Raw genomic sequence first — 19136 nt, 5'->3', positions numbered from 1 at the left:
CATGACCAGTGTGTACCGGGTCTGCGGGTTAGTGCGATGCAATTCAGTGTTATGAAGGCAAACGGGCGTACTCTGTCGCGGGGCTGCGCTGTCCTCATGCTAGCCGGAATGGCAGCGGGGTGTAGCTCCCAGGTCTCGCGGTTCAACGGTGTCGACGACGTCTTCACCTCCTCGACCAACAATCAGCGCGCCATCATCGACAAGCAGAGCACCGCGCAGCCCTATCCGGGCGATGTGGCGCCCGAGCCGATCGCTGCAGCACCTGTCAATGGCAGCCATAACCAGTCGGTCAGCCGCTCCAGCCTGGAGCCGGTCACCGTCCAGCAGCTGCCGCCGCCAAGCGCGCCCAAAGCCGCTCCGATGCGCACCGCTTCCGCGCCTGCACTTGCGCCGGCACCGCATGTCGACAGGACGACCACCGGCACCGTGCAGCCGGCAAGGCCGTTCAAGAATGCCGGTGACTCCGATCCGAAACCAGTTGCCGCCGGCACGCCGCACGCCACGGAGATCGTCGTCAGGGACGGCGAGACCATTTCCGGCATCGCCCATCGCTATCACGTGCCGGCCGACGTCATCATGAAGGTCAACGGCTTGAGCGCCACCAAGGGGCTGAAGACCGGCCAGAAGCTGGTCATCCCGGCCTATGCCTATTCGAGCAAGGGGACCGAGCCGAAAGTTGCCGACGGCAAGCCGGCAAACAGCCCCAAGGCGCCGGCGCCGGAGAAGATCGCCGTACTGCCGCAGCAGCCGAAACTCAAGGACGGCAAGTCCGCCGCGCAGGTTGACGCTTCGGCAGCGAACAAGCCGAAGACCGACAAGCCGGCGCAGACTGCCTCGGCCGCGCCAAAAGCCGGCGCGGGCACCTACACGGTCCAGTCGGGCGACAGCCTGTCCTCCATCGCCAGGAAGACCGGCGTTGGCATCGTGGCGCTGAAGCAGGCGAACGGCATGCAAGACGGCCTGCTCAAGATCGGCCAGACGCTGAAGGTTCCGGCAGGTGGCACCGCAACGGTCGCCAGCGCCAAGCCGGCCAAAGTTGATCCGGTGACGACCGCGACCACCCAACCGGCGGCAAAGCCGACGGAGACGCTCGCCACCTACACGCCGCCGAAGAAGGACGCCAAGGTTATCCAGCAGGCCGAGGACGACGATGCTGTTGCGCCCGATGCCACCGGCATCGGCAAGATGCGTTGGCCGGTGCGTGGCCGCGTCATCTCCAATTTTGGTGGCGGCAAGGATGGTGTCGACATCGCCGTGCCTGAGGGGACGCCGGTCAAGGCGGCCGAAAACGGCGTGGTCATCTATGCCGGCGACGGCCTCAAGGAATTCGGCAATACGGTTCTGGTGCGCCACGAAAACGGGCTGGTCACCGTCTATGGTCACGCCAGGTCGATCGAGGTGCAGCGCGGCCAGAAGGTCAAGCGCGGCCAGGAAATCGCGCTGTCGGGCATGAGCGGGACCACCGACTCGCCGAAACTGCACTTCGAAGTGCGCAAGAACTCGGCCCCGGTCGACCCCTCTGGCTATCTCGAATAGAACAATAAACGTTTTGCAGGCCGTCTGACCTCCAGTCCGGCCCGCCGGCTCAGCCCGCTCCGCAAGGGGCGGGCTTTTTCAGTGACCTGACGCAAATCAATCAGTCGTTCAGCGGCTTGCCGAGCCGGCCGGCCAGATCCTGGGTGAACTGCCAGGCGACGCGGCCCGAGCGGCTGCCGCGCGTCGTTGCCCATTCCAGGGCGTCGGCGCGCAGCTGCTCCGGGTCGATAGTGAGCCCGTGATGGCTGGCATAGCTGTTGACCATGTCGAGATATTCGTCCTGCGAACATTTGTGGAAGCCGAGCCACAGGCCGAAACGGTCGGACAGCGAAACCTTTTCCTCGACCGCCTCGGACGGGTTGATGGCGGTCGAGCGCTCATTGTCGATCATGTCGCGCGGCAACAGGTGCCGGCGGTTCGACGTGGCGTAGAAGATGACATTGGCCGGGCGGCCCTCGACGCCGCCTTCAAGGGCTGCCTTCAGCGACTTGTAGGAGGTGTCGTCATGGTCGAAGGAGAGGTCGTCGCAAAACAGGATGAAGCGAAACGGCGCCGCCTTCAGCAGGCCCATCAGCCTGGGCAGCGTGTCGATATCCTCGCGGTGGATCTCGATCAGTTTGAGCGGCAGGTCGGATTTGGCCTGGGCGTTGATCTGCGCATGCACGGCCTTGACCAGCGAGGATTTGCCCATGCCGCGCGCACCCCACAGCAACACGTTGTTGGCGGCGTGGCCGGCGGCGAAGCGCTCGGTGTTTTCGACCAGAATGTCGCGCACGCGGTCGACGCCGCGGATCAGGCCGATGTCGACGCGATTGACCTTGCGCACCGGCTCGAGATAGCCGGGGTCGGCCTGCCAGACGAAGCAATCGGCCACGGCAAGATCGGTCTGCGGCACCGGCGGCGGGGCGAGGCGGGTGACCGCCTCGATCAGGCGGTCGAGCTTTTGGTTCAGGGCCTCGATGGTGCTGTCGGTCATGTCTCGTCTTTTATGTTTCTGCACGAACGTGCGTAGGGGCGGAAATCGTCCTGGTGGAAGCTGCATGAAAACCGCTTCCAAGCTTTTGTTTGAGCATGATCTTTTGCGAAAACCACGCCGGCTTTCCGGGAGCATGCTCTAACACGGGTCAACCGGCCGGAAAAGCAGCCGAAAGCCAGGCCTCGCAGTTGCATTGGCAACTTTACCCACTATATTCCGGCCAAATTTGGCGGGGCCGTCTCGTGGCCCTTTTTCGTATCCCAGTTCATATCCCAGGAGTTCTTGATGTTCGTCACACCGGCATATGCCCAAGCTACCGGAACTCCACTTGGTCCGTTCGGGGACATCGGCATGATCCTGCCGTTCGTGCTGATCTTCGTGATCATGTATTTTCTCATCATCCGGCCGCAGCGCGCGCAGCTGAAGAAGCGCCAGGAGATGATCTCGGCTGTGCGCCGGGGCGACACGGTCATCACCGGCGGCGGCTTCGTCGGCAAGGTGACCAAGGTGATCGACGACAATGAGCTTGAGATCGACCTCGGCGGCGGCACCAAGGTGACGGCGCTGCGCTCGACGATCGCCGATGTGCGGGTCAAGGGCGAGCCGGTGGCCAACCAGAACGCCAAGAAGTAAGCCAGTTTCCCAAGCGGAGCGATCCGCGGGCAGAGCTCTGACAAAAGACGGCGTATGGTCCATTTTTCGCGCCTGAAAATGATCCTGATCTGGCTTGCTATGGCCACAATGCTCGTCGACGCGCCCAGTCTTCACGCTGCCGGCCCGGACGTGCTGCTTCGATTGGACGCGACCGATGTGATCGATCGCCGGTTGGAGGCGACGCGTGACGAAATCAGGACGCTGTTGCGCGATGCAAGGATCGGCTATACTGCTCTTGCTAAGTCGGGTCGGGCCGTTCAGGTGCATATCACCGACCCCGCTCAGGTCGGCGCGGCCAAGATGGCATTGAAGGCGGTGACTGATCCTGTCCTTGGCAGCGCGGGTCCGGTCCAGGAAATGATCCTGGATGATACCGGAGCAGCGTTGCTCAAGTTCACGGTAACAGACACAGGCATCAAGTATCGGATTTCGATCGCGCTTGCGCAGTCGATCGTGGTCATTAAGAATCGCCTGCGTGATCTTGGTGTTGCCGACCCAGTAGTTCAGCCAGAGGGCCAAGACGGTATGCTGGTCCGGACCTCGGGCGTTGCGGATTTGCAAAGGTTGAGGAGAATTCTCACCCGAACCGGAATGCTGACTTTTCAGTGGGTTGATGAGTCGATGCCGGTCGCTGATGCGATCAATGGCCGGACGCCCGCTGGCTCGGTGGTGGTTTATTCGAAGGACGATCCACCGGTTCCCTATCTGGTTGAGAGCCGGACGATCGTTTCCAGTGACGACATTGTCAATGCTCAGGCGACTCCCAACTCCGTCACAAATGAGCCGGCGGTTTCGTTCACCTTCGATTCCAGGGCAACGGCACGCGTTGCGCAGGCGACCTCGCAGAATGTCGGCAAGCTATTTGCGATGATCCTCGACAACCAAGTGCTTTCGGTGCCAGTCGTCCGCGAGCCAATTCTTAACGGCCGCGGCCAGATATCGGGCAACCTCACCAAGGAGAACGCCGATGATCTGGCCTTGCTTTTGCGTTCCGGACCGATGCCTGCACAATTGAAAATAGTCGAGTAGCGCACGATAGCGCCCGGCGGTGATCAGAATTAGAATGGGAACCGACAGAGGCGATTGACGCCGAAACCGCTGCCGGCGGCAGCGCCAAATTGACCTCAGCGCGCTCGACAATCGGCGAAGTGCGGGTTAAGGGCGAGCCGGTGGCAAATAAGAACGCCAAGAAATAACCGAATTGTCGGCGGAACGATCCGCCAGTACGCCGTGACGGACAACGCCATATGCTGTATTTTTCGCGCCTGAAGATGATCCTGATCTGGATCGCCGTGGCCGTCACATTCATCCTTGCCGCGCCAAATCTCTTCCCGGCCAGCACATTGGCGCAATTGCCCAACTGGGTGCCGAAGCGGCAGATGACGCTTGGTCTCGATCTGCAGGGCGGTTCGCACATCCTCTTGCAGATGGACCAGAATGATCTCGTCAAGGCGCAGCTGGAAACGACGCGCGACGAGATCCGCACGCTGCTGCGCGATGCCAAGGTGGGCTATACCGGCCTTGGCGGCACCGGCAGGACCGTACAAGTGCGCATCACCGATCCAACCCAGATCGATGCCGCTAAGACGGCGCTTAAGCCGCTGACCGATCCGGTCGCCGCCGGCCTGTTCACCGGTGGCTCCATCCAGGAAATGTCCCTGGATGATTCCGAAGCCGGGCTGCTCAAATTCACCGTCACCGACGCCGGCATCAAATACCGCACCTCAGCCGCATTGGCGCAGTCGATCGAAGTCGTCGAGCGTCGCGTCAACGAACTCGGCACCACCGAGCCGATCGTGCAGCGGCAGGGCGACGACCGTGTGCTCGTCCAGGTGCCGGGCCTGCAGGATCCGCAAAGGCTGAAGGAGATCATTGGCCAGACCGCCAAGATGACCTTCCAGATGGTGGATACCTCGATGTCGGTGCAGGATGCGCTGAACGGCCGCCCGCCGGCAGGCTCCTCGGTGCTTTATTCGCAGGACGATCCGCCGGTTCCGTATCTGGTGGAAAATCGCGTCATCGTGTCCGGCGAGGATCTTGCCAAGGCCACCGCAACTTATGATTCCCGAAACAACGAGCCAGTGGTTTCGTTCGTCTTCAACTCGCGCGGTGCGACACGGTTCGGCCAGGCGACCCAGCAGAATGTCGGCAAGCCGTTCGCCATCATCCTCGACAATCAGGTGATTTCGGCGCCGGTGATCCGCGAACCGATCCTCGGCGGCAGCGGCCAGATTTCAGGCAATTTCACCGCCGAAAGCGCCAACGACCTCGCCGTGCTGCTGCGGGCCGGTGCGTTGCCGGCAAAGCTGACCGTGATCGAAGAACGCACGGTGGGCCCGGGCCTCGGCCAGGATTCGATCCATGCCGGCAAGGTCGCCGGCATCATCGGCTCCATTCTCGTCGTCGCCTTCATGTTCGTCGCGTACGGACTTCTCGGCTTCCTCGCCAACATTGCGCTCGCCGTGCACGTGGCGATGATCGTCGGGGTCTTGTCGCTGCTCGGCGCGACGCTGACCTTGCCCGGCATTGCCGGTATCGTGCTGACCATCGGCATGGCGGTCGATTCCAACGTGCTGATCTATGAGCGCATCCGCGAGGAGCGACGGGCCGGCCGTTCGGTCATCCAATCGATCGACACAGGTTTCACCAAGGCGTTGGCGACCATCGTGGATTCCAACGTGACGTCGCTGATTGCCACGGTCGTGCTGTTCTATCTCGGCACCGGACCGGTCAAGGGCTTCGCCATCACCTATGCCATCGGCATCTTGACCACGGTCTTCACCGCCTTCACCTTCACCCGTCTGCTGGTGTCGATCTGGCTGCGCCGTGCGCGTCCGAAGGAATTGCCGCGTGCGCCGGTGACCTTCGTTCCGGCCGGCACGAAAATCCCGTTCATGGGCATCCGCCGCTGGACCTTCGCACTGTCCAGCCTGCTGTCGATCGCGTCGGTTATCGGATTCCTGACCATCGACATCAACTACGGCATCGACTTCAAGGGCGGCTCGATCATCGAGGTGCAGTCCAAGCAAGGCGACGCCGATATTGGCGATATCAGAAGCCGGCTGTCGGAGCTAAACATCGGTGAAGTGCAGGTCCAGCAATTCGGCGCGCCGAACGACGTGCTGATCCGCGTCGGCACCCAGGATGGCGGCGAGAACGCCGAGCAGACCGTCATCGACAAGGTGCGCGGCGAGCTCCAGGACAATTACGATTTCCGCCGCGTCGAGGTGGTGGGCCCGACGGTTTCGGGCGAGCTGGCCAAGCAAGGCACGATTGCCATGATCATCGCGCTGATCGGCATCCTGGTCTATGTCTGGTTCCGCTTCGAATGGCAGTTCGCGGTCGGCGCGATCGTGGCGACGGTGCACGATGTGGTGATGACGCTGGGCTTCTTCGTCATCACCGGGCTCGAATTCAATCAGTCTTCGCTAGCGGCGATCCTGACCATTATCGGCTATTCGCTCAACGATACGATCGTCGTCTATGACCGTGTTCGAGAAGATTTGCGAAAATACAAACGAATGCCGCTGCCGCAATTGTTGAACAACGCCATCAACGAGACGCTGTCGAGAACGACGCTGACTTCGGTGACGACCATCCTGGCGCTGCTGGCGCTGGTGTTGTTCGGCGGCGAGGTGATCCGCTCGTTCACCATGGCGATGCTGTTCGGCGTCGTCTTCGGCACCTATTCGTCGATCTTCATCGCAGCACCCTTGCTGATCCTGTTCAGGCTCAGGCCGCAGGGAGCGAGCGCCGATGAGGAGAAGCCGGTTGGTGGCGGCAAGGCCGTGGCGACCTGACGGCTGCGCTGGTGGCAAAAGGCATCGTCATCCGCGAGGCGCATTTCCCCGGACGGGCGCCGATCGAAGCCTACGGCAATGGCGGCTTCCGCTTCGCCGACATGTCGCATCGCGGCTCGCTTCTTTGCCTGCCCTCCGGCATCCATGGCTGGGAGCCGGCCGATCCGCTGGTCCTGACGGCGGCGGATTTCGACCTGCTGCTGGCTGAGGCCGGCAAGGTCGAGATCCTGCTGGTTGGCACAGGCAAGGATTTGCGGCCCTTGCCGACAGCACTTCGGGCGGCGCTGAAAGCGGCTGGCATTGGCTCCGACCCGATGTCGACGGGGGCAGCGGTGCGGACCTACAATGTTCTGCTTGCCGAAGACCGCGCCGTGGCCGCGGCGCTGATCGCCGTCGACTGACGTGACCGATACAGCTGACATCGTCATGGAGACGGTGCGCGCCGGCGACCATGACCGCTATGTCAGCGCACTCTATGCACCGGCCAACAAGCGCGCGGCGCTGTTTTCGCTTTACGCCTTCAATGCCGAGATTGCGTCTGTCCGAGACCGCATCCACGAGGCATTGCCGGGCGAAGTGAGGCTGCAATGGTGGCGCGATGTCATCGCTGCTGAAGCCGCAGCCACAGGCAACCCGCTCGCCGATGCGCTGAAGGCGACGATTTCTGCCCATGGCCTGCCCAAAACTGCCTTCGACAACATGCTCGAGGCCCGCATCTTCGACCTCTATGACGATCCGATGCCGTCGCGCACCGATCTCGAGGGATATTGCGGCGAGACGGCGGCCGCGCTGATCCAGCTGGCGGCGATGGTGCTCGATCCCAATCAGGCGCCGCGCTTTGCCGAACTGGCGGGCAGGGCCGGCTGCGCCCAGGCGATGACCGGCCTGTTGCTGCTGTTGCCGCTGCATCGCCGACGCGGGCAATGCTTCGTGCCGGCGGATATCCTTGCAGCGGCCGGCTCGTCGCCGGAGGAGTTCGTCAGCGGCGACGGCGGCCCCGGCGCTCAGCGCGCTGTGGCTGCGATGATTGCATTGGCGCAGGAGCATCTCCGCGCTTTCGAGCAAGGGGCGTCCGCACTTCCGGAAACGCTGCGTCCGGCGTTCCTGCCGCTGGCGCTGACCAGCGCCTATCTCGGCAAGATGGCCAATGGCCGCTCGCCGCTTGGTGGCGCAGCCCGGCTTTCGGCTCTGCGCCGGCATTGGCTGTTGCTCAGGCGCGCAACGCGGGGTTGGCCAGCGAGTTAACGTAAACGTCAATCGCGTTAGGAGTCTGAGACTTGGCTATTCAGCAGCTTCCGATGTTTGCGCCGGCAGCCCTAGCCACTCCCGACAATCTGCCCGCGCGCGTGAGGTGATCGCGTGGCGCTTGGCCACCGTCTTGTCCTTGCCGCGCAGGCGTTTGCCTTCGGTCTTCGGTGCTTCCACCGGCGGGAACAGGCCGAAATTGACGTTCATCGGCTGGAACGAGCGTTTGCCCGGCTCGTCGTCGGAAACGATGTGGCCGCCGGTGATGTGGTTGAGCAAGGCGCCGAAGGCGGTGGTGAGCGGTGGCAGCGATGGCGCGTGGCCGAGCCGCTCGGCGGCGGCGAAGCGGCCGGCGAGCAGTCCGATCGCCGCGCTCTCGACATAGCCCTCGCAGCCGGTGATCTGGCCGGCAAAGCGCAGGCCCGGCCGCGACTTCAGCTGCAGCGAGGCGTCGAGCAAAGTCGGCGAATTGATGTAGGTGTTGCGGTGCAGGCCGCCGAGACGGGCGAACTCGGCGTTTTCCAGACCCGGAATGGTGCGGAACACGCGCACCTGCTCGGCATGCTTCAGCTTGGTCTGGAAACCGACCATGTTGTAGAGCGTGCCCAGCGCATTGTCCTGACGCAGCTGCACCACGGCATAGGCTTTTACCGTCGGATTGTGGGCATTGGTCAGCCCCATCGGCTTCATCGGCCCGTAGCGCAGCGTCTCGACGCCGCGCTCGGCCATGATCTCGATCGGCAAGCAGCCGTCGAAATAGGGCGTGCCTTCCCACTGCTTGAATTCGGTCTTCTGGCCGTCGACCAGCGCCTGTACGAAGGCGAGATACTGGTCCTTGTCCATCGGGCAGTTGATGTAGTCCTTGCCGGTGCCGCCGGGCCCAACCTTGTCGTAGCGCGACTGGAACCAGCAAATGTCCATGTCGATCGTGTCGAAATGGATGATCGGGGCAATCGCGTCGAAGAAGGCCAGCGCATCGGCGCCGGTTGCCTCGGCGATCGACTGGGCGAGCGACGGCGCGGTCAGCGGTCCCGTGGCGATGATCGCCTGGTCCCACTCCGCCGGCGGCAGGCCCGGCACTTCCTCGCGCTCGATGGTGATCAGCGGGTGCGCTTCAAGCTTTTTCGTCACCGCGTCGGAGAAACCGTCGCGATCCACGGCCAGCGCGCCGCCTGCCGGCACCTGGTTGGCGTCGCCGGCACTCATGATCAGCGAGCCGGCCAGCCGCATTTCGGCATGCAGCAGGCCGACGGCGTTGTTCTCGGCATCGTCGGAGCGGAAGGAATTGGAACAAACGAGTTCAGCCAGCCCATCGGTCTTGTGCGCATCGGTGCCGCGAACCGGGCGCATCTCATGCAAAATGACGGGAACACCGGCTTGTGCTGCCTGCCAGGCGGCTTCGGAGCCGGCAAGGCCGCCGCCGACGATGTGGATTGGATTTTTGCTCATGAGCGCCGGAATAATCGCTTGGCGCGCTGTTTGCAATTGGCCGGCTGCACGCGTGGGTCATTGTCGTGCAACGACGGAGCTCGACTTTCTTATGTCCGCGGCGACGCTCTGATGGCGGCGTAAAGCGCCTCGATCGACTGCATGCGCATTGAAAAGCCTGCCCAAAAACAACAACACCCGCCGCGGGAGGAGGTGCGGCGGGTGTCGTTTTTGGGGCCGATCCTCGGGAGGAGGTGGGGATCGGCCGTATTCGTCATCGCCGGGGAGGAGGTCGGCTTTGACGAAATTCTTTTCGCCGGATCGAGGGAGGCGAAATCCCTGGAAGACGAACTGCGTTCACTTTGGAGACGAACTGCGTTCGCTTTGGAAACAGCGCCCGCCGCGGGAGGAGGTGCGGCGGGCGCCGTTTTGGTGGTCAACCCTCGGGAGGAGGTGAAGGCTGACCGTATCCGTCAGGGTCGGGGAGGAGGTCGACCCTGGCGAAATTCTGGTTAGATCGTCGCCCTGCGGGCGATGATCTTGATCTCGTCGCGGACGATGCCGAGATCATGGAGCTGACGGTTCGAAAGGCGACCCAGCTCGGTAACGGTGTCGCGGTAAACGCGCCAGTTACGATAGTTGCGGATCAGGTTCATTGTCGTTCTCTTTTTCAAAACTGGTTCGGATCATTTGCGATCCGAAGAGGATTAGACCGCCTTGCGGGCGACGTAGTGGATGTCGCTGCGGCTGATGCCGAGGTCGGTCAGTTCACGGTTCGACAGGCGGCTCAGCTCGGAGACGGTGTCCCGGTAGCGGCGCCAGTTGCGGTAGTTGCGGATCAGGTTCATGGTAGTGCTCGTTTCGTCTTTCTTCGGATCATTCCGTTTGTGTACGAACAGTAAATAGGCTGGGTAATATCGATTTAAAAGTGCTGTTGGCGCATGGCAGCAATGCAAATTGTGCAATGCAACATTAACGCGCGTTCACGGCTTCGTCATGAAGAAACCCGAATCGGAAAATGACGTTGCGTCAACGATTTGGGCGGATCGGCTGTCAGAAAGACCAAGCTGGGGGAGAAGCGGCATGGCGAGTTATTCGTCACGGGCGAGGGCCGATATCGGGCGGTGGCTGCAGGCCGGCCTGATCGACGCCAAGACGGCCGATGCGCTTAAGTGCGACATCGACGCAAACGAGCGCAAATCGCTGAGCTTCGGCACTATATTGGCCATGATGGCAGCGCTGCTGTTCGGCGCCGCGATCCTGCTCTTCGTCGCCGCCAACTGGGACGCGGTCCCGCGGCTGGTGCGGGTCGCGGCGCTGTTTGCCGTCATTCTCGCCGGCTATGTCGGCGGCGCGGTGTTGAAGATGCGCGACCATCCGGCGATCGGCGAGGCGCTGTGGATCGTGGCCGCCGCGGCCTTCGGCGGATCGATCGCGCTGATCGGCCAGATGTACCATCTCACGGGTGACGAAGCCTCGGCCATCGTCACCTGGGGCATCGGCACGGCATTAGCCGCGGTGGCGTTGCGCTCGAACCCGCTGACGGTCGCTGCCGTCGGCATATCCGTTGCCTGGCTGTTCGTGCGCGCATTCGACTTTTATGACCGCCCCGTATTTCCGGATTTCTTCGTTATCATGGCGCCGGTGCTTTTTGTCGTCTCGTTGTGGACGCGCAGCCAGCCGGCACGCCACCTGATCATTCTCTCGGTCATTTTCTATATCGCGGTGCGCGGCCTGGACCAGAACACGCTCGCCCTGGCTATTCCTCTCGTCGTGGTGTCGGCGCTGCTGTTTGCGGTTTCGATCTTCGCCGCTGGGCCGGCCGACCGGATCTTGCAGCTCGGCGGGCGGTTGCCTTTGCACGCCTTGATCGGCTTTCTCACCGGGCTGGCGATGATGCAGATCGAACTGGGCGATGACAACGCCTTCAGCAACGGCTTTGCCGTCGCCTCGGTTATCGCGCTGGCCGGGATTGCGGCGGCGATCGTTCTGGGCGGGCGCGAGAGCAGGGGGCTGCGCTGGGTTGCCTATGCCGGCTTTGCCTTCGAACTTGCCATTATCTACGTCGTGACCTTGCAGACGATGCTCGGCACGGCCGGCTTCTTCCTGGCTGCCGCGGTGCTTTTCGGCACCCTGGCTCTCGTCATCATCCGTGTGGAAAAACGCATGAAGGCCCCGGAAGGAGCGGCAGCATGATGTCGGGAAAGAAACTTGTCATCTCGGCGCTGGTCCTGGCGCTCGTCCAGATCGGCTTCCTGAGCTGGATCATCGCCGGCCGCGCGGCGATCCTGCGCAACGGCAAGGAGGTCTTGCTGAAAGTCGAGCCGGTCGATCCGCGCGATCTGCTGCGCGGCGACTATATTATCCTCGGCTATGAAATATCGCGCTTGCCGGTGAAGCTGATCGCCAACATCCCGGCCGGCCAGCTCGTGAGCGAGAACACGCCGATCGTGGTCCGGCTGAAGCCGGGTGCCGACGGCTATTGGCATGCGACCACGGCCTGGTTCGGCAAGGCTCCGACGCCGGCGACCGCCGACGAAGCCGATATTGTCGGCCAGGTCGCGCCGGGCTGGACGCTTGATCCTGAATCCACGATCGCACCGCAATACGGCATCGACCGCTTCTACCTTCCTGAGGGCCAGGGCATTGCGATCCAGGACGACATGCGGGTGCGGCCATTCGGCGTGCGCATCGCGCTCGCCGCCAGTGGCGAGGCGCAGATCAAGGGGCTGATGGACGGCGACAAGACATTGTTTGAGGAACCGCTCTACTAGAAGACATTACCAGGGCATGGATTTCGGCAACGATCGATCGCTTCGCCCTCATGCAAACCAGACGGGCGAAGACAATGCCGATTACGGTGACGACGCGCGAAGATATCAATCTCGATGCCGTTTTGCGCGTCGCCTGGAGAAACGACACGGTCGAAATCGGCGACAAGGCCTTGCAACGCATTGCCGAATGCCGCGCCTCGTTCCTGAAACTCATTGAGTCCGATCCGCCGCCGGTCATCTACGGCGTCACCACCGCGATGGGCGAGCTGGCAAGCCGCAAGCTCGAACTTGACGAGCGCGACCGCCATGCGCGCATCAAAGCGTATGCCGCGGCCACATCCTTCGGGGAGCCGTTGCCCGAGCGCGTGGTCCGGGCGATCGTGCTGGCACGGCTGACCAATTTCATCGAAGGCAATGCCGCCACCACGCCGCGCATCGCGCTAGCCGTTGCGGCGATGCTCGACGGCGGCCTGATGCCGGTGGTGCCATCGCAAGGGCAGGGTGGCGCCGGCGAGATCCTGGCGCTCTATCCGCTGTTTGCTGCGCTTACCGTCAGCCTTGAGCTTGAGGTGAAGGAGCGGGGATCGCTGATCAACGGCTCGCCTTGCGCGGCGGCACTGGTGGCGGACGCAGCACTTGCCGCGCGTCGTCGCCTCGCCATGGCGCACAAGGTGTTCGCGCTGTCGATCGAAGCGTTTCGCGCGCCGCTCGAGCATTATGATGCCGCGCTCGACGGCTCTGGGGCGACGAACACGAAGCGGCCGCCTTGCAAGGGTTGCGGCAGTTTCTGGTCGGCGCCGGGGATGGACGGCGCAATTATCAGGCGCCGGTCAGCTACCGCATCGTGCCGCGCGTACTCGGCCATGCGCATAGGACGCTGGCCGGCGCCGAGCAGGCGGCGACCGTCTCGCTGGCCTCGATCTCGGACAATCCAGTCTATATCCCGCCCGACGCGGCGCACCCGCTGGGGCGCTGCATCTCGACCGGCGGCTATCACAATGCCATAGCGACGCCGGCGCTCGACGATCTGGCGGCGATCTGGGCCGATCTCTGCCTGCTCTGCGACCGCCACGCCTCAAAGCTGCTGAACGGCAAGGTCTCGCTGCTGCCCGACCTGTTGATGACCGGGCGGCATTGGGCCGACAGCGATGGTCATGGCAATGTCGGCTATGTGCCGATGGCGATCACCGGTTATCTCGAACAGGCCAAACTCGCGGCGCAGCGCACCTTCATTCCGGGCACCGAATCGGCCGGCGCCGGCCAGGATGACGTCGCCACCACCGCATTCTTCGCCTGGACCAAGGAAGCGACGGCCGGCCGCTGCCTCGACGCGGCGATGGCCATGCTGGCCATGATCGCCTCGCAGGCCCTGTACGTGACTGAACGCGCCGCGCCGCCGGCATTGCAGGATTTTGTCGCGGATATCAGGAAGATCGTGCCGCCGGTCGACGCCGACCGGGTGCTGGGGCCGGAGCTGGCGAAATTGGCGGAGTGGTTTACCGGTCAAGTGTTTGAAGTGTAGGCCGTCGCCGCCAGTCCTCCTACGCCACGGCTTCGGAGGACACTCTTCGCTATATCAAGCTCCTGGGTGGCCTGCCACCCGAAGCTCGATAGAGCGAAGGGTGGTGCGGATGAAGGGACTCGAACCCCCACGCCTTTCGGCACTGGAACCTAAATCCAGGGCGTCTACCAGTTCCGCCACATCCGCATTTGTCGGCAATCCCATGTAGCCATCATTCTGTCAATGTCGGAGCGAAAATGGCGTCAATTCGCTGCAACGCGAAGATGGTTGAAAATTGGCCTCGCCTGTGACAAAAGGCGTGTCAAATGTGACGGGACGCGCCGATCCGCTTCTGCAGAATGTGATAAGAAGTAGGAAAAACAAGAACTTATTCACATCTTGGAACGCAGTTTGGAAGAATTTGAGCCGTAATTTCGGTCAAATCGCCAGGTTCCGTACCAAAAGCCATTCCCGGCAAGATTGTACCGGCAGGCTGTGAACGGCAAGACGCCGTGGCAGCCTCTTTGGTGAAGATAAAGGTTTTACGATGCAGGTCACCGAAACGCTCAACTCCGGTCTCAAGCGCGAGATCAAGATCACCGTGCCGGCCGGTGATATGGAAGCCAAGCTGATGGCGCGGCTGTCCGACGCCAGGAACAAGGTCCGCATCAACGGCTTCCGTCCCGGCAAGGTGCCTGTGCAGCATTTGCGCAAGGTCTACGGCAAGTCGTTCATGGCCGAAGTGGTCAACGAGATCCTCAACGATTCGACCCGTTCGATCATCACGGGGCGCGGCGAAAAGGCCGCCATGCAGCCTGAAGTGATCATGACGGAAGACGAGAAGGAGGCCGAGAAGATCCTGGCCGGCGGCGCCGACTTCGAATTCCGCCTCAACTACGAGGTCATCCCGGCGATCGAGATCAAGGATTTCTCCGACATCAAGGTGACGCGCCAGGTATTCGAAGTGCCGGACAGCGAGATCGACGAGCAGGTCCAGCGCGTTGCCGAATCGGTGCGAAGCTTCGAGCCGAAGACCGGCAACGCCGCCGAAGGCGATCGCGTTTCGATCGACTATGTCGGCAAGATCGACGGCGAGGCCTTTTCCGGCGGCGCCGGCACCGACCAGCCGCTGGTTCTGGGGTCCAAGGAATTCATTCCGGGCTTCGAGGACCAACTGATCGGCGCCAAGGCCGGCGACGAGAAGCAGGTCACGGTCACTTTCCCGGAAAACTACCAGGCCGCGCATCTGGCCGGCAAGGAAGCCACCTTCGACGTCACCGTCAAGGAAGTGTCCAAGCCCGGCGCGCTGGAAATCAACGACGAGATGGCCAAGAACCTCGGCCTGGAATCGCTGGAGCGCCTGCGCGACGTGGTGCGCGGCCAGATCGAGAACCAGTTCGGCTCGATGACGCGCCAGAAGGTCAAGCGTCAGCTGCTCGACCAGCTTGACGCGGCCTATTCGTTCGAGGCGCCGTCGAAGCTCGTCGATGCCGAGTTCAACAACATCTGGACCCAGGTCAACCGCGATCTCGAAGCCGCCGGCCGTACCTTCGCCGACGAGGAGACGACGGAAGAAGAGGCACGCGCCGAATATCTGCGGCTTGCCGAGCGCCGCGTGCGTCTCGGCCTGGTTTTGGCCGAGATCGGCGAGAAGGCCGGCGTCACCGTTTCCGACGAGGAACTGCAGCGCGGCCTGTTCGAGCAGGTGCGCCGCTACCCGGCCAACCAGCAGCAGGAAGCCTTCGAGTTCTATCGCAGCAATCCGGAAGCCCTGAACACGCTGCGCGCGCCGATGTTCGAGGAGAAGGTCGTCGACCATCTGCTCAGCCAGATCTCGGTCACCGACGTCAAGGTCAGCAAGGAAGAGTTGATGGCTGACGACGAAGAGGGCGATACAGCCAAGGCCAAGCCGGCGAAGAAGGCCGCTGCCAAGAAGGCCGACAAGGCTGAAAAGGCCGACGACGCGGAAGAGCCGAAGAAGAAGGCAGCCCCGAAGAAGAAGGCCGCCAAGGACGCCGAATAAGCGCCTGACGACAAGATCAGAAAAGGCCGCCCTCGAGGCGGCCTTTTTCGTTGTGGCGGATGTGCCTTGAGCCACCGCAGCCCACCTGAACCTTTGTACGGTCGACCTGTTCTACCTACCGGCCAGATTCTGTGGTACACAAGTGCCGCAATTCCATCTGGGGAGGAGCGGAGAATCTATTCTGCCGTGCAGGGCGCATGCTGGTGCTACCGGCATGTGCAGACCGTCTCAGGCAAATTTGACGATCAGGGAGGAATGCCATGCGCTTGGTTGCGTTTTTCGCCGTCGTTTCCGTTGCAACTTTCATCGCCAATCCATCGCGGGCACAGGACGCCGCGGCGGGCGAGAAGGTCTTCACCAAATGCAAGGTCTGCCACGTCGCAGACCAAGATACCAACAAGATAGGCCCTTCGTTGCATGGCGTTATCGGCCGGACGGCCGGCACGCATCCGGATTTCAAATATTCCGAAGCCATGATCGCGGCCGGCACATCCGGCGTCAAATGGGATGAACCGACACTGACGACGTATCTTCACGACCCCAAGGCAATGGTCAAAGGGACGAAGATGGCGTTTCCCGGTCTCAAGAAGGACGAGGACGTCGCCAACGTCATCGCCTATCTGAAGCAATTTTCCCCGTAACCTGGCTCGTCGGCCGGCCAGAGCGTTTCACCGTCTCACGGAAACGGCGATCCGCTCGATCTCTTTGTTCTTACGCAATTCCGGACGGAAAACCGCATACGCTCTTTCTGGAATTGCTCTAGGCTGCCCGGTTTCCATCGATGGTCGTCTCAAATGTCGGTCAAGGAAAGCCTTAAGGATACCGGCGTCCGCCTCTCGGAAGCGACGGCCAGTGATTTCTTTGCGCTCTTGAAGCCTCGGGTCATGGCCCTTGCCGTCTTTACCGCCTTCGTCGGTCTGATGGTGGCGCCCGGCGCGATGAACCCGGTCATCGCCGTGATCGCCATAGGTGCGATTGCGGTTGGAGCGGGAGCGGCCGGCGCGCTCAACATGTGGTACGACGCCGACATCGACGCGCTGATGTCGCGCACGTCAAAGCGGCCGGTTCCGTCGGGCCGCGTCACGGCCGGCGAAGCGCTCGGCTTCGGCCTGGTGCTTTCCGCACTTTCGGTCATGACGCTCGGCGTGCTGGTGGGCTGGCTTGCCGCGTCACTGCTGGCCTTCACCATCTTTTTCTACGTCGTCATCTATACGATGTGGCTGAAGCGCTCGACACCGCAGAACATCGTCATCGGCGGCGCGGCGGGTGCCCTTCCTCCGATGATCGGCTGGGCGGCGGCCACCGGCGCCATCGGCATTGAAAGCCTCATCCTGTTCCTGATCATTTTCCTGTGGACGCCGCCGCATTTCTGGGCGCTCGCACTGTTCAAGGCCGGCGACTATGCCGCTGCCGGCATCCCGATGATGCCGAACGTGGCCGGCCAGGCCTCGACCAGAAGGCAGATCTTCGCCTATTCACTGCTCCTGGCACCGATCGGAGTGCTGCCCTGGGCGTTCGGATTTACGAGCGGGGTCTATGGGATTGTTTCGGCTGCATTGGGCGCGGGTTTCATCTGGCATGCCTGGAACGCCCTGGTCATCCTCGACAAGGAGATGAAGCCGGCCAAGGCGCTGTTTGCCTATTCGATCTTCTATCTTTTCGCGATCTTTGCCGTGCTGCTTGCCGACACCATAGCGATACGCGCGTTCATGTCAGCCGGAGGGTGACGGCATGACGCTGTGTTCGGAAACCTCGCCTTCCGGGAGCCTTTTGTAAGAACGGGCGACAAGCTCCAGTCAATGGAGTATATTGATTGCGGTGCAGGTCGCGGTTCGCGTGGCCAGTCATGCAGAACGGCAGCACCGTGAAACCGCGACCTTGCCGGACCTGGTCTGGAGGAACGGGCATGACAAGTTTTCACGTGATTGCAGGCGCCAGCGAAACGCTGGAACACACCAAAATCCGAAAAATCAGTGTTTCCGATCTTTTCGATGCGCTCAAGCGCGGTGTTGACGATTTTATGGTCAAACCGTCGCACATCGTCTTTCTCTGCCTGATCTATCCGCTTGTCGGCGTGGTGCTCGCTGCCTGGACTTCGGGCGCCAATGCGTTGCCGATGTTGTTTCCGCTGGTGTCCGGCTTTGCGCTGATCGGTCCATTCGCGGCGATCGGCCTCTATGAGATCAGCCGCAGACGAGAAGCCGGGCTCGACACCTCCTGGACGCACGCTTTCGAGGTCAGGAATTCTCCGGCCCTGCCAGCCATCGCCGCAGTCGGGATCATGCTGGTTGCAATCTTCATCGCCTGGCTTTTGGCGGCGCAGGTGTTCTACGAATATCTCTTCGGCCCGGCTCCGCCTGCATCGATTTCGGGCTTCATCAATGAAATATTTGCCACCGGACGCGGCTGGTCTCTGATTGTCCTGGGGCACGCCATCGGCTTCGTCTTCGCCGCGGTGGTGTTGTGCACGACGGTTGTCGCCTTCCCATTGCTGCTCGACCGCGACGTCGGCGCCTACGAAGCCATCCACACGTCGGTGCGAGCGGTGCTGGCGAACCCGATCCCCATGGCTGTCTGGGGACTGATTGTCGCCGTCGCCCTGATCATAGGCTCGCTGCCGGTGTTTGCCGGGCTGGCGGTCGTGCTGCCGATCCTGGGTCACGCCACCTGGCATGTCTACCGCAAGGTTGTGGAGCCGCCATCGTCCCCGACGCGGGTCGGCCTCTGACCCCGCAGATCAGCTGATGGGAAGCTTCATCTCCGGTCTTTGACCGGAGATGAAGACTGTGCGTCAGGGCCCCGGTCCGAAGAAGGACAACCGGGTGAGAAGCGTGTAGTCCGCTTCGAAGAGCATCATCGCCACGAACACCAATATCAGAAGCGGCGGCAGGATGATCGCATAGGTCAGCGCCAGCCGCTCCCAGGCCATGTGCATGAACACGGCGACGATCAGCCCGGCCTTGAGGATCATGAAGATCAGGATCAGAGACCATCTGAGATAACCGTGGATCCCGAGATAATCGACCATGTAGGAGCAGGCGCTGAGGATGAACAGCCATGCCCAGACCACCAGATAGAGCTTGATCGGATGTTCCTGATGAACCTCCGCGACGCCGGTCGGTGGCGCTTCATGCGCATGATCAGAGTGCAGCGCGTGTTGCCCGAGGCCGTTTGCGGTTGCTTCAGCCATGTCAGCCTC

At 62.2% G+C, this 19136-nt stretch carries 19 protein-coding genes, 1 tRNA gene and 1 pseudogene; 14 read left to right on the top strand and 7 right to left on the bottom strand.

The window, feature by feature from the left end:
- Nucleotides 1–36: 36 nt before the first annotated feature.
- Nucleotides 37–1536, top strand: coding sequence for a peptidoglycan DD-metalloendopeptidase family protein (locus NKH38_RS21495; RefSeq protein WP_352763287.1), 1500 nt, complete (start codon nt 37–39; stop codon nt 1534–1536).
- A 100-nt stretch (nt 1537–1636) separates the two neighbouring features.
- Here the strand turns inward: NKH38_RS21495 and NKH38_RS21490 are convergent, their stop codons facing one another.
- A complete protein-coding gene (locus NKH38_RS21490; protein WP_023706000.1) occupies nt 1637–2512 on the bottom strand; it encodes an ATP-binding protein in 876 nt (291 codons plus the stop codon).
- 285 nt (nt 2513–2797) lie between these two features.
- On the opposite strand from NKH38_RS21490, the gene yajC reads away from it, so the two are divergent.
- From yajC to NKH38_RS21465, 5 genes are all read left to right on the top strand, one after another.
- A complete protein-coding gene (gene yajC / locus NKH38_RS21485; protein WP_023667680.1) occupies nt 2798–3145 on the top strand; it encodes a preprotein translocase subunit YajC in 348 nt (115 codons plus the stop codon).
- 54 nt (nt 3146–3199) lie between these two features.
- Complete coding sequence (locus NKH38_RS21480) at nt 3200–4195, top strand: SecDF P1 head subdomain-containing protein (RefSeq protein WP_023729955.1); 996 nt, start codon at nt 3200–3202, stop codon at nt 4193–4195.
- A gap of 218 nt (nt 4196–4413) precedes the next feature.
- Nucleotides 4414–6966: a protein translocase subunit SecDF gene (gene secDF, locus NKH38_RS21475; protein WP_027050344.1), complete on the top strand. Its 2553-nt coding sequence runs from the start codon at nt 4414–4416 to the stop codon at nt 6964–6966.
- Between the two features lie 11 nt (nt 6967–6977).
- Entirely contained in the window at nt 6978–7367 is a 390-nt protein-coding gene (locus NKH38_RS21470; protein ID WP_027050345.1) for an Mth938-like domain-containing protein, read from the top strand.
- A 25-nt stretch (nt 7368–7392) separates the two neighbouring features.
- Nucleotides 7393–8211 carry a phytoene/squalene synthase family protein gene (locus NKH38_RS21465; protein ID WP_023751547.1) on the top strand — a complete coding sequence of 273 codons (819 nt, stop codon included), beginning with the start codon at nt 7393–7395 and terminating at the stop codon, nt 8209–8211.
- Nucleotides 8212–8247: 36 nt separating this feature from the next.
- Here NKH38_RS21465 and trmFO read toward each other — a convergent pair whose 3' ends face one another.
- The 3 genes from trmFO to NKH38_RS21450 form a co-directional block, all read right to left on the bottom strand.
- On the bottom strand, nt 8248–9660 hold the full coding sequence (trmFO, locus tag NKH38_RS21460) for a methylenetetrahydrofolate--tRNA-(uracil(54)-C(5))-methyltransferase (FADH(2)-oxidizing) TrmFO (protein WP_352536917.1): 1413 nt from the start codon (nt 9658–9660) through the stop codon (nt 8248–8250).
- 491 nt (nt 9661–10151) lie between these two features.
- Complete coding sequence (locus NKH38_RS21455; protein WP_023667673.1) at nt 10152–10295, bottom strand: DUF1127 domain-containing protein; 144 nt, start codon at nt 10293–10295, stop codon at nt 10152–10154.
- Between the two features lie 51 nt (nt 10296–10346).
- Nucleotides 10347–10487 (bottom strand): DUF1127 domain-containing protein, encoded by a 141-nt coding sequence (locus tag NKH38_RS21450; RefSeq protein ID WP_006335194.1) that lies wholly within the window; start codon nt 10485–10487, stop codon nt 10347–10349.
- Nucleotides 10488–10722: 235 nt separating this feature from the next.
- On the opposite strand from NKH38_RS21450, the gene NKH38_RS21445 reads away from it, so the two are divergent.
- The 3 genes and pseudogenes from NKH38_RS21445 to NKH38_RS21435 all read left to right on the top strand — a co-directional run.
- On the top strand, nt 10723–11835 hold the full coding sequence (locus tag NKH38_RS21445; protein WP_352763282.1) for a DUF2157 domain-containing protein: 1113 nt from the start codon (nt 10723–10725) through the stop codon (nt 11833–11835).
- The gene (locus tag NKH38_RS21440; protein ID WP_352637910.1) at nt 11832–12413 is read left to right on the top strand and encodes a GDYXXLXY domain-containing protein; all 582 of its coding nucleotides are present in this window, start codon (nt 11832–11834) and stop codon (nt 12411–12413) included. Before NKH38_RS21445 ends, NKH38_RS21440 begins: the two co-directional genes overlap by 4 nt.
- Nucleotides 12414–12463: 50 nt before the next feature.
- Nucleotides 12464–12901, top strand: a pseudogene (locus tag NKH38_RS21435) (aromatic amino acid lyase); the annotation flags it as partial.
- Here NKH38_RS21435 and NKH38_RS21430 read toward each other — a convergent pair.
- Entirely contained in the window at nt 12854–13129 is a 276-nt protein-coding gene (locus tag NKH38_RS21430; RefSeq protein ID WP_352763326.1) for a hypothetical protein, read from the bottom strand. The pseudogene NKH38_RS21435 and the gene NKH38_RS21430 sit on opposite strands and share 48 nt — an antisense overlap.
- Nucleotides 13130–13179: 50 nt before the next feature.
- Between NKH38_RS21430 and NKH38_RS21425 the strand changes: the two genes are divergently transcribed.
- Nucleotides 13180–13935: an aromatic amino acid lyase gene (locus NKH38_RS21425; protein ID WP_352763278.1), complete on the top strand. Its 756-nt coding sequence runs from the start codon at nt 13180–13182 to the stop codon at nt 13933–13935.
- Between the two features lie 101 nt (nt 13936–14036).
- On the opposite strand, the gene NKH38_RS21420 is transcribed toward NKH38_RS21425, so the two are convergent.
- Nucleotides 14037–14121 (bottom strand) — tRNA-Leu (locus NKH38_RS21420).
- Nucleotides 14122–14461: 340 nt separating this feature from the next.
- Here NKH38_RS21420 and tig point away from each other — a divergent pair.
- From tig to NKH38_RS21400, 4 genes are all read left to right on the top strand, one after another.
- Nucleotides 14462–15937, top strand: coding sequence for a trigger factor (gene tig, locus NKH38_RS21415; RefSeq protein ID WP_352763275.1), 1476 nt, complete (start codon nt 14462–14464; stop codon nt 15935–15937).
- Between the two features lie 260 nt (nt 15938–16197).
- A complete protein-coding gene (locus NKH38_RS21410; protein WP_023667668.1) occupies nt 16198–16578 on the top strand; it encodes a c-type cytochrome in 381 nt (126 codons plus the stop codon).
- A 153-nt stretch (nt 16579–16731) separates the two neighbouring features.
- Nucleotides 16732–17664: a heme o synthase gene (locus NKH38_RS21405; RefSeq protein WP_023688232.1), complete on the top strand. Its 933-nt coding sequence runs from the start codon at nt 16732–16734 to the stop codon at nt 17662–17664.
- Nucleotides 17665–17843: 179 nt separating this feature from the next.
- Complete coding sequence (locus NKH38_RS21400; protein ID WP_023691119.1) at nt 17844–18665, top strand: DUF2189 domain-containing protein; 822 nt, start codon at nt 17844–17846, stop codon at nt 18663–18665.
- 63 nt (nt 18666–18728) lie between these two features.
- Here the strand turns inward: NKH38_RS21400 and NKH38_RS21395 are convergent, their stop codons facing one another.
- Nucleotides 18729–19127, bottom strand: a complete 399-nt coding sequence (locus NKH38_RS21395) for a cytochrome C oxidase subunit IV family protein (protein WP_352763270.1) — start codon at nt 19125–19127, stop codon at nt 18729–18731.
- Nucleotides 19128–19136: the final 9 nt, after the last annotated feature.

It is taken from the genome of Mesorhizobium sp. M1078 (assembly GCF_040318615.1).
Lineage (GTDB): Bacteria > Pseudomonadota > Alphaproteobacteria > Rhizobiales > Rhizobiaceae > Mesorhizobium.
This window is presented reverse-complemented; position numbering and strand designations above follow the sequence as displayed.

What these genes read in the sequence shown, in the direction of transcription:
- yajC (WP_023667680.1), top strand. Translation starts at nt 2,798, where the DNA reads ATGTTCGTCACACCGGCATATGCCCAAGCTACCGGAACTCCACTTGGT.
- NKH38_RS21450 (WP_006335194.1), bottom strand. Translation starts at nt 10,487, where the DNA reads ATGAACCTGATCCGCAACTACCGCAACTGGCGCCGCTACCGGGACACC.
- tig (WP_352763275.1), top strand. Translation starts at nt 14,462, where the DNA reads ATGCAGGTCACCGAAACGCTCAACTCCGGTCTCAAGCGCGAGATCAAG.
- NKH38_RS21495 (WP_352763287.1), top strand. Translation starts at nt 37, where the DNA reads ATGCAATTCAGTGTTATGAAGGCAAACGGGCGTACTCTGTCGCGGGGC.
- NKH38_RS21430 (WP_352763326.1), bottom strand. Translation starts at nt 13,129, where the DNA reads ATGCTCGAGCGGCGCGCGAAACGCTTCGATCGACAGCGCGAACACCTT.
- NKH38_RS21440 (WP_352637910.1), top strand. Translation starts at nt 11,832, where the DNA reads ATGATGTCGGGAAAGAAACTTGTCATCTCGGCGCTGGTCCTGGCGCTC.
- NKH38_RS21410 (WP_023667668.1), top strand. Translation starts at nt 16,198, where the DNA reads ATGCGCTTGGTTGCGTTTTTCGCCGTCGTTTCCGTTGCAACTTTCATC.
- NKH38_RS21405 (WP_023688232.1), top strand. Translation starts at nt 16,732, where the DNA reads ATGTCGGTCAAGGAAAGCCTTAAGGATACCGGCGTCCGCCTCTCGGAA.
- NKH38_RS21480 (WP_023729955.1), top strand. Translation starts at nt 3,200, where the DNA reads ATGGTCCATTTTTCGCGCCTGAAAATGATCCTGATCTGGCTTGCTATG.
- NKH38_RS21445 (WP_352763282.1), top strand. Translation starts at nt 10,723, where the DNA reads ATGGCGAGTTATTCGTCACGGGCGAGGGCCGATATCGGGCGGTGGCTG.
- NKH38_RS21465 (WP_023751547.1), top strand. Translation starts at nt 7,393, where the DNA reads ATGGAGACGGTGCGCGCCGGCGACCATGACCGCTATGTCAGCGCACTC.
- NKH38_RS21400 (WP_023691119.1), top strand. Translation starts at nt 17,844, where the DNA reads ATGACAAGTTTTCACGTGATTGCAGGCGCCAGCGAAACGCTGGAACAC.
- NKH38_RS21490 (WP_023706000.1), bottom strand. Translation starts at nt 2,512, where the DNA reads ATGACCGACAGCACCATCGAGGCCCTGAACCAAAAGCTCGACCGCCTG.
- NKH38_RS21395 (WP_352763270.1), bottom strand. Translation starts at nt 19,127, where the DNA reads ATGGCTGAAGCAACCGCAAACGGCCTCGGGCAACACGCGCTGCACTCT.
- NKH38_RS21455 (WP_023667673.1), bottom strand. Translation starts at nt 10,295, where the DNA reads ATGAACCTGATCCGCAACTATCGTAACTGGCGCGTTTACCGCGACACC.
- secDF (WP_027050344.1), top strand. Translation starts at nt 4,414, where the DNA reads ATGCTGTATTTTTCGCGCCTGAAGATGATCCTGATCTGGATCGCCGTG.
- trmFO (WP_352536917.1), bottom strand. Translation starts at nt 9,660, where the DNA reads ATGAGCAAAAATCCAATCCACATCGTCGGCGGCGGCCTTGCCGGCTCC.